This is a genomic window from Streptomyces ipomoeae 91-03 (assembly GCF_000317595.1).
GTDB lineage: Bacteria > Actinomycetota > Actinomycetes > Streptomycetales > Streptomycetaceae > Streptomyces > Streptomyces ipomoeae.
Window position 1 is genome coordinate 1 of the sequence record NZ_AEJC01000159.1, and the last position, 8,801, is coordinate 8,801.

The window sequence follows — 8,801 nt, forward strand, 5'->3', positions numbered from 1 at the left end:
CCGCCCCTACCCTCCCCCACTCTCGGCTCCGCTCGAGCGGGGGACCCCCATCATCCCCAGGGGCTGCGCCCCTACGACCCCGTTTGGGGCTGCGGCCCTTTCAGGGACGAGCCTGCCTTGGTCATGCGTTGGTCATGCGTTCTGCCAGGGCCGCCAAGTGGTCGGGGGTGTCGTCCAGGAGTAGGAGCAGGGCCGGGGGGTTGGCGGGGCGGCCGGTTACGCCGGTGAGGATGTCCAGGAGGGGGGAGAGCTGGCGTGGGGGCTCGTCGGCCAGGAGGTGGGCGGCGTCACGGATGACGACCGTCAGGGGCGCGGACCTGGTCACCGCGAACATGCAGTCCTCGAACGAGTCCCAGTTGTGCATGAAGTAGCCGGGGAAGCCCAGGGCTTTCGACCACTCCGCGAACACATCGAGCGTCGTACGACACCGGCTGCCGAGTATGTCCACGGCCGCCGGGGAGGGCGCCTCCGCCGCGCTCCAACGCCGTATCCACCACAGGGGCTCATTCATCTCACTCACGCCCCCAGAGAAACCCGCGATTGTCACAACGACTCAGCAGCCACATAACAGCCACCGATCAGCGACAGCTCCGACAAGGGGCGCGGGGCTGTGTCACTATGCGGCTCCGCCGCGATGGGGGAGTGACCAGCCACAACGCACGCGCACCCGACAACGACAGCCGAACCCCCACGCCGCCCCCACCCCACCCGGCGGAGCGAGATGGCAGGCTTGGAGACATGCGTCCTCTCCCCCCGATCCTCGCCGCCCTCCTCCTCGGTCTGCTGTCGGTCACGCCGGCGTTCGCCGATGACGACGGGTTCGCCATGAAGGACACGAGGATCACCGAGTCGAGCGGTCTGGCCGCCTCGCGGCAGCACCCGGGGGTCTACTGGACCCACAACGACAGTGACGACGGGGCGTTCCTGTACGCCGTGGACAGCAAGACGGGCGAGACGGTCGCGACGATCACCATGACCGGCGTCGGCACCCCGCGTGACGTCGAGGCGATCTCCATCGGCCCGGACAACCACCTCTACGTCGGCGACATCGGCGACAACCTCGGCGGGACATGGGCGTACGTCTGGATCTATGAGCTTCCGGAGCCGAAGGAGCTGAAGGACCAGACGATCAAGGCCACGCAGTACGTCGTGAAGTACGAGGACGGCGCCCGGGACGCGGAGGCGCTGATGGTGCATCCGAAGACGGGACGGGTGTACATCGCCGACAAGAACGACCAGGGCGGTTCCCTGTACGAGGGACCCGCCGAGCTCTCCGCCTCCGGCACGAACGTCTTCAAGAAGATCGCCTCCGTCCCGGACCTGGAGGTCACCGACGGCGCGTTCTCCCCCGACGGCAAGCAGCTCGCCCTGCGCGCGTACTTCGGCGGCATCCTCTACGACTGGAACGGCGGCAAGATCAAGCGCGCCGAACGGCTCAGCGTGCCGCTCCAACGGCAGGGCGAGTCCCTGACCTTCACCACCGACGGCTCCAAGATCATGTACGGCAGTGAGGGCGAGGGCAGCTCGGTCGTGGCCCGCGACGTACCGGGCGGCGGTTCGGGAAACGGGAGCTCCGGTTCCTCCTCGGGCGACAGCGGCTCGACTTCCGCACAGGGCGACGGGGGCGAGACCGGCTCCGGCCTCAAGGTGGGCGCCCTCGCACTCGCCGGGGCCATCGTCGTCGCATGGGGCTTCAAGCGGGCACGACGACGACCGTCGTAAGGCCGCCCGCAGGCGCTGGTACCGCCACGCGGCGCGTCACCGCAACGCCCTACGAGTCGCCCGCCTCCCCAACAGAGGCCCTGTCAACAGCCTGACCCCGACAACGAGGCCCCGCCCCGACAGTCAACCACCGGCTGCCGGGGCAGCCGCGCACCGCCGCTTTCGCCACACGCAACCGCGGGCAGCCGTGCCGCTGGGCCGGCTGCCCATCCATCCACCCACCCACCCGTCATAGCTGCGGGCAATCGTGCCGCTGGGGCGGCACGGGTGGGCGCAGCGGCAACCCTGCTCGCGCCGGCAAGCGAGACCCACCCCCGCCCGACACCAACCCCGCGGCACTTGTCACCCCGGGACGCCCCCATCCCGCCCAGCACCAACCCCGCCGCACTTGTCACCCCGGGACGCCCCCGCCGCCCCCTCACCCCGCCGAGCGACAAACACCTCCAGCCCATCCAACATCCGCTGCAACCCGAACTCGAAGTGATCGAAGTCCGACGAGAACGCGTCCTCGGAGAGCCCGGCGAGCACCGGATACCGACCGGAGGCCATGACCTTCTCGAAGACGGGCATATGGGCCTGCCAGAACTCCGCGTCGGTCAGCCCCGTCCGCCGCTCCGCCTCCTCCTGATACAGCTGAGTCCGCGCGGCCCCCACCACATACCCGTCGACCATGACGATCGCCGACACCAGCTCCGGATCGCTCAGCCCCATGGACTTGATCCGGGAGAGCATCTTCTCCATGCCGTCGAGCGCGCTCGGCCCGAGGATCGGCCGGGACTGGTTGACCTGGAGCAGCCAGGGATGCCGCTGGTAGAGCGCGAGGGTCGCACGCCCCAGCGCCTCGAGTGCCGCGCGCCACCCCCCGTCCCCGAAGTCCGCCGGATCCTCGGAGGGCCGCTGCACCCGGTCCAGCATCAGATCGAGCAGCTCGGCCTTGCCGGGGACATAGCGGTACAGGGACATGGTCCCGGTCCCGAGCTCGGTGGCGACGCGGCGCATGGACACCGCCTCCAGCCCCTCCGCGTCCGCGACCAGGATCGCCGCCTCCACGATCCGGTCCAGCGTCAGCCCCGGCTTCGGCCCCCGACTCGGCCGCCGCCCGGTGTCCCACAGCAGTTCGAGCGTACGGACGATGTCACCGCTGCCACTGGTCTCCGTACCACCACCGGAAACTCCACCGGCACCGCCGCCCGTACCGTCACCAGCGCGACCGCCCGTACCGCTCTCGCCCCTTGTCATGCGCCGATTTTAGGTCCCCCGCGAAAAACTGAGTACGTCGTACGCGCAATCGGGTACGGTGTACCCAATTCAAGAGAAGGGGGACTCATGAGTGACGGAACCGGCGACGGCTACGCGGTCCGGGCGGAGGGCCTGGAGAAGCGGTACGGCGAGAAGCGCGCACTCGACGGCTTCGACCTGACCGTCCGCGAGGGCACGGTCCACGGCCTCCTCGGCCCGAACGGCGCGGGCAAGACCACCGCCGTACGCATCCTCTCCACGCTCGTACGACTCGACGGCGGCCGGGCGACGGTCGCCGGCCTGGACGTGGCGCGGCACCCGCGCGGGGTCCGGGCCAGGATCGGCCTGACCGGCCAGTACGCGGCGGTGGACGAGGTGTTGACGGGACGGCAGAACCTGGAGATGTTCGGCAGGCTGTTCCACCTCGGCGGCAAGCGGGCCAAGCGGCGCGCCGTCGAACTCCTCGACCAGTTCGACCTCACCGACGCCGCCGACAAGGGCGTCGGTGGCTACAGCGGCAGCATGCGGCGCCGCCTCGACCTCGCCGCCTCGATGATCCTCGCCCCGGCCGTCCTCTTCCTCGACGAGCCGACGACGGGCCTGGACCCCCGTAGCCGCGGCGAAGTCTGGGAGTCCGTACGGGCGTTGGTGGCGAGCGGCACGACCGTACTGCTCACCACGCAGTATCTGGAGGAGGCCGACCGCCTCGCCTCCCGCATCACCGTCATCGACCAGGGCCGGGCCATCGCGGACGACACCCCCGACGGTCTGAAGAACACGGTCGGCGGCGACCGCGTCGAGGTCGTCGTCACCGAACGCGCCGACATCCCGCGCGCCGTGAAGATCGTCGCCCGCGTGGCCGACGGCGAACCGGAGTCCGACGACACGGAACTGCGCGTGCACGCCCCGGTGGCCGACCGGGTGACCGCCCTCACCGAGGTGGCCCGCACCCTCCAGGACGAGGGCATCCCGGTGGAGGACATCGGCCTGCGCCGACCGAGCCTGGACGACGTCTTCCTGCGCCTGACCGGCCACCGCACCGAGAAGGAGACCGCCGCATGAGCACCGTGGAGATCGACGCGACCGGCCGGGGCGGCGACGCGACCGGCCGGGACGGTGATCCGACCGTCCCGGACACCCACGGCCGTACGTACTGGCTGCTCGCCGACTGCTGGAACATCGTCCGCCGCGGCCTCACCCACTACCAGCGCCAACCGGTCAACATCGCCTGGCAGCTGGGCTTCCCGATCCTCTCCGTCCTCCTCTACGGCTATGTCTTCGGCAGCGCCATGCAGGTGCCCGGCGGCGGGGACTACCGGGACTTCCTGATGCCGGGGATGTTCGTGATGACGATGGCGTTCGGCTTCATCAACACGGCCACCGTCGTCGTCTACGACTCCACCAAGGGCGTCATCGACCGTTTCCGCTCCATGCCGATGGCACCGTCGGCGGTGGTCGCCGGACGCGGGGTCACCGATCTGCTGGTCGCCTGCGCCGAGTTGGCCATCATGATGCTGACGGCCTTCGCGATGGGCTGGCGCCCCGACGGCGGCCTCGGCTTCCTCGCCGCCTTCGGCCTCCTCCTCTGGCTCCGCTTCGCCCTGATCTGGATCGGCGTCTGGCTGGGCCTCCTGGTCCCCAACCCGGAGGCGGCGGGCGGCCTCTTCGCGGTCGCCTTCCCGCTGACCATGATCTCCAGCATCTTCGTCGCACCCCAGCTGATGCCGGACTGGCTGGGCTGGGTGGCCGCCTGGAACCCCATCTCCTCCACGGCCGCGGCGACCCGCGACCTGTTCGGCACACCGGTCGGCGGCGGCGACTCCTGGGTCGAACAGCACGCCCTGCTGATGGCCGGGGTGTGGCCGGTGGTGCTGACGCTGGTGTTTCTGCCGCTGGCGGTGCGGAGGTTCCAGAGGCTGAGCCGGTGACGTAGGCCGCCGTGGGCCTTCGAGCCGTCGTACTCCGTCCGGCCACGGAAACCGGGCGGAGTACGGGCCGTGGACCCCGCGCGAGAGGCGTCCGGTGTACCAGGTGACGCCGGACGCCTTGACGTGTCCATGTGACCTGCTTCCATGGGAGGTGCGGGCGGGTGGGAGCGCTCCCACCCCGTTCCGGGCCCGCGCCTCTCCCCCACTCCCGGGGTCCCCACGATCCCTCCCGAGAGGAAGCAGCGACATGTTCCGCAGCTTGCGAAGAGCGCTGTGCGCGGTGGCGGCGGCGCTCCTGTTACCGCTGGCGGCGACCCAGACGACCGCCCACGCGGCGGAGGCCGCACCCGGCGCCGGCTACTGGCACACCAGCGGCCGGCAGATCCTGGACGAGGCCGGGCAGCCGGTCCGTATCGCCGGGATCAACTGGTTCGGCTTCGAGACGACCAACCGCGTACCCCACGGCCTGTGGACCCGCGACTACAAGAGCATGATCGACCAGATGAAGTCGCTCGGCTACAACACGATCCGCATGCCGTTCAGCGACGACATCCTCAAGCCCGGCGCCACCCCCGACAGCATCAACTTCTCCGACGGCAAGAACGCCGACCTGCAGGGCCTGAACTCCCTCCAGGTCCTGGACAAGATCGTCGCGTACGCCGGTCAGAGCGGCCTGAAGGTCATCCTGGACCGGCACCGCCCGGACGCGGCGGGCCAGTCGGCGCTCTGGTACACGTCGTCGGTCCCCGAGTCGACGTGGATCACCAACCTCAAGGCACTGGCGACCCGCTACAAGGGCAACCCGACCGTCATCGGCATCGACCTGCACAACGAGCCGCACGATCCGGCCTGTTGGGGATGCGGCGACACGACCAGGGACTGGCGCCTGGCCGCCCAGCGCGCGGGCAACGCGGTCCTGTCGGTCAACCCCGACCTGCTGATCCTCGTCGAGGGCGTCCAGTCGTTCAACGGCGTCTCGGGCTGGTGGGGCGGCAACCTGATGGGTGTGGCCCAGTACCCCGTGCAACTCGACGTCGCCAACCGCGTCGTCTACTCGGCCCACGACTACGCCACGAGCGTCGCCCAGCAGAGCTGGTTCAGCGATCCGACGTTCCCCGCCAACATGCCCGGCATCTGGGACAGGTACTGGGGCTACATCTTCAAACAGAACATCGCCCCCGTCTGGATCGGCGAGTTCGGTACGACCCTCCAGTCGACGATCGACCAGCGCTGGCTGTCGGCCCTGGTCACGTACCTGCGCTCGACCTCGACATACGGCTCCGACTCCTTCCACTGGACCTTCTGGTCCTGGAACCCCAACTCCGGCGACACCGGCGGCATCCTGAAGGACGACTGGCAGACGGTGGACACGGTCAAGGACGGCTACCTGGCGAGCATCAAGGCTCCCGGCTTCCCGGCGGGCGGGGGAGGCACCGATCCGGGCGACCCCGGTGACCCGGGAGACCCCGGAGGCGGGACCCCCGCCTGCGCCGCCACGTACACCGTGAGCAGCGACTGGGGCAGCGGCTTCAACGCCGAGGTGAAGGTGACCAACACCGGTACGAAGGCGATCAGTTCCTGGAAGGTCACCTGGACCTGGCCCGGCTCCCAACGGGTCACGAACATGTGGAACGCGACGTACACGCAGACCGGTTCGGCGGTGACCGCTGTGAATGCCGTCCACAACGGGTCGCTCGCCACGGGCGCCTCGGCGAGCTTCGGCTTCGGGGGCGCGCCCGGGGGTGGAGGTGTGCCGAGCGTGAGCTGCGCGGCGGCGTGACCATGGCGTGATCACGGCGTGAGATGGGGGCGCCCGGGTGCTCGCAGGGCGCCCTCATCGTCGGGGCTTGAGGGTGTGTCCCGTATTGATACAACTGCCCCTTTCTGTGGGCCGCTTGAGAGTAAGCAATGACTCGATTCGGTCAAGTCTTGGTCGAATAAGTACTTGTGTGGCGTGCTCTTCCGGAACCATGCGGCAAGGGCGCGTACCTCGCGGCCCTTGAACCCCCCTCACCGTTGCGAGAGAACTTCATGAGAAGAAGCGCAGCCGTGTTGTGCGGCGCCGGCGTCGTCCTGGCCGGGACGCTCACAGCCGCCCCCGCCAACGCCAGCGGGTCACCCGCCTCGAACACCGTCCAGGCAGCCGCCTCGAAGGTCACGTGGAAGAAGTGCGCCACGGACAACTACCCGACGCTCCAGTGCGCGTCGGTGAAGGTGCCGCTCAACTACGCGAGGCCGGGCGGTAAGAAGATCACGCTGGCGCTGTCCCGCGTACCGCACACCTCGAAGACGTACCAGGGCCCGCTGCTGGTCAACCCGGGTGGCCCCGGCGGCAGCGGTCTGACGCTGGCCGGATTCATCGCGTCCTCGCTGCCGAAGAAGGTGGCGGCGCAGTACGACGTCATCGGCTTCGACCCGCGCGGTGTGGGCAAGAGCAAGCCCGCCCTGGACTGCAAGCCGGGTTACTTCAACCCGGTGCGCCCGGACTCCGTGCCCAGCACGTCCGCGATCGAGAAGGTCAACGTCTCGCGCGCCAAGTCCTTCGCCAAGGCCTGCGGCACGAAGTACAAGGACGTCCTGCCGTACATCAACACGATCAGCGCCGTGAAGGACCTGGACTCGATCCGGAAGGCCCTCGGCGCGAAGAAGATCAACTACTTCGGATACTCGTACGGCACCTACTTCGGCGCGGTCTACGCCAAGCTGTACCCGCAGCGTGTGCGGCGTCTGGTGCTGGACTCGATAGTCGACCCGACGGGCGTCTGGTACGAGGACAACCTCGACCAGGACTACGCCTTCGACAAGCGCCACAAGGCGCTCATGAAGTGGATCGCCAAGTACGACTCCACCTACAAGCTCGGCACCGACCCGGCGAAGATCGAGGCCAAGTGGTACGCCATGCGGGCGGCCCTCGCCAAGAAGCCCGCGGGCGGCAAGGTGGGCGCCTCCGAGCTGGAGGACACCTTCATCCCGGGCGGCTACTACAACGGCTACTGGCCCTTCCTCGCCGAGGCGTTCGCGGCCTACGTGAACGACAAGAACGCCGACCCGCTGGTCGAGGCGTACGAGAACTTCGCGGCCGTCGACTCCGCCGGTGACAACGGCTACAGCATCTACACCTCGGTGCAGTGCCGTGACGCGTCCTGGCCCCGCGACTGGAAGAAGTGGACCAAGGACAACTGGGCGGTGTACAAGAAGGCGCCGTTCATGGCCTGGAACAACGCCTGGTACAACGCACCGTGCGCGTTCTGGCCCACCAAGTCGCTGAAGCCGGTGAACGTCGCCAACTCCAAGCTCCCGCCGGTGCTGCTGTTCCAGGCGACGGACGACGCGGCCACCCCGTACCAGGGCGGCCTCACCGTCCACAAGCTGCTCAAGAAGTCCAGCCTGGTCGTCGAGCAGGGCGGCGGCAACCACGGCATCACGCTGAGCGGCAACTCCTGCCTCGACAAGTACCTGGCCGCGTACCTCACCAACGGCAAGGTGCCCCACGGCAAGGGCAAGGTCGACGCCGTCTGCAAGAAGCTGCCCGACCCGAAGCCGCAGGCCGCGCAGCAGAAGTCGGCGCAGTCCACGCTGAGCACGGCACCGGGGGCCGCCGCGACGAGCGGTGAAACCCTGCACGGCATCCTCGGCTTCCGCGGCTGAGCGTGCCCGCCTGAGCATCACCCGTTCGAGGGGCGCCCGGTTCGCGGCCAAGACGGCAACCAGCCGCGCCCAGCAAGAAGAAGCCGAACGCAAACGGACCAAGTACGCCGACCAGGCCATCTCCGTCAAGTACAGCCTCCGCCACCTCCGCCGCGAGCTTCGCGAGGAGGGCGCCACCCCACCCCGTCTGCCCCCCGCGCTGGGCGACGTCGACCCACCCGATGAAGAACCCGACACCACCCCGGAGGAACGCGTTTGAAAGGC

At 69.0% G+C, this 8,801-nt stretch carries 7 protein-coding genes and 1 pseudogene; 6 read left to right on the plus strand and 2 right to left on the minus strand.

Annotation, left to right across the window (positions count from 1 at the left end):
* Positions 1-121: 121 nt before the first annotated feature.
* Positions 122-511 carry a barstar family protein gene (locus STRIP9103_RS10400; protein ID WP_048820042.1) on the minus strand — a complete coding sequence of 130 codons (390 nt, stop codon included), beginning with the start codon at positions 509-511 and terminating at the stop codon, positions 122-124.
* 227 nt (positions 512-738) lie between these two features.
* Between STRIP9103_RS10400 and STRIP9103_RS10405 the strand changes: the two genes are divergently transcribed.
* A complete protein-coding gene (locus STRIP9103_RS10405; RefSeq protein WP_100243886.1) occupies positions 739-1,722 on the plus strand; it encodes a TolB-like translocation protein in 984 nt (327 codons plus the stop codon).
* Positions 1,723-2,064: 342 nt separating this feature from the next.
* Here STRIP9103_RS10405 and STRIP9103_RS10410 read toward each other — a convergent pair whose 3' ends face one another.
* Positions 2,065-2,961, minus strand: a complete 897-nt coding sequence (locus tag STRIP9103_RS10410; protein WP_009307324.1) for a TetR/AcrR family transcriptional regulator — start codon at positions 2,959-2,961, stop codon at positions 2,065-2,067.
* Positions 2,962-3,048: 87 nt separating this feature from the next.
* Here STRIP9103_RS10410 and STRIP9103_RS10415 point away from each other — a divergent pair, with 87 nt between their 5' ends.
* The 5 genes and pseudogenes from STRIP9103_RS10415 to STRIP9103_RS10435 form a co-directional block, all read left to right on the plus strand.
* On the plus strand, positions 3,049-4,023 hold the full coding sequence (locus tag STRIP9103_RS10415) for an ATP-binding cassette domain-containing protein (protein WP_009307329.1): 975 nt from the start codon (positions 3,049-3,051) through the stop codon (positions 4,021-4,023).
* On the plus strand, positions 4,020-4,889 hold the full coding sequence (locus STRIP9103_RS10420) for an ABC transporter permease (protein WP_009307325.1): 870 nt from the start codon (positions 4,020-4,022) through the stop codon (positions 4,887-4,889). The genes STRIP9103_RS10415 and STRIP9103_RS10420 overlap by 4 nt, the downstream gene beginning before the upstream one ends.
* A 247-nt stretch (positions 4,890-5,136) precedes the next feature.
* Positions 5,137-6,669 (plus strand): cellulase family glycosylhydrolase, encoded by a 1,533-nt coding sequence (locus tag STRIP9103_RS10425; RefSeq protein ID WP_009307327.1) that lies wholly within the window; start codon positions 5,137-5,139, stop codon positions 6,667-6,669.
* A gap of 251 nt (positions 6,670-6,920) precedes the next feature.
* Complete coding sequence (locus tag STRIP9103_RS10430) at positions 6,921-8,537, plus strand: alpha/beta hydrolase (RefSeq protein ID WP_048820044.1); 1,617 nt, start codon at positions 6,921-6,923, stop codon at positions 8,535-8,537.
* A gap of 31 nt (positions 8,538-8,568) precedes the next feature.
* Positions 8,569-8,796 (plus strand): annotated as a pseudogene (locus tag STRIP9103_RS10435) (transcriptional regulator); the annotation flags it as partial.
* Between the last annotated feature and the right edge of the window lie 5 nt (positions 8,797-8,801).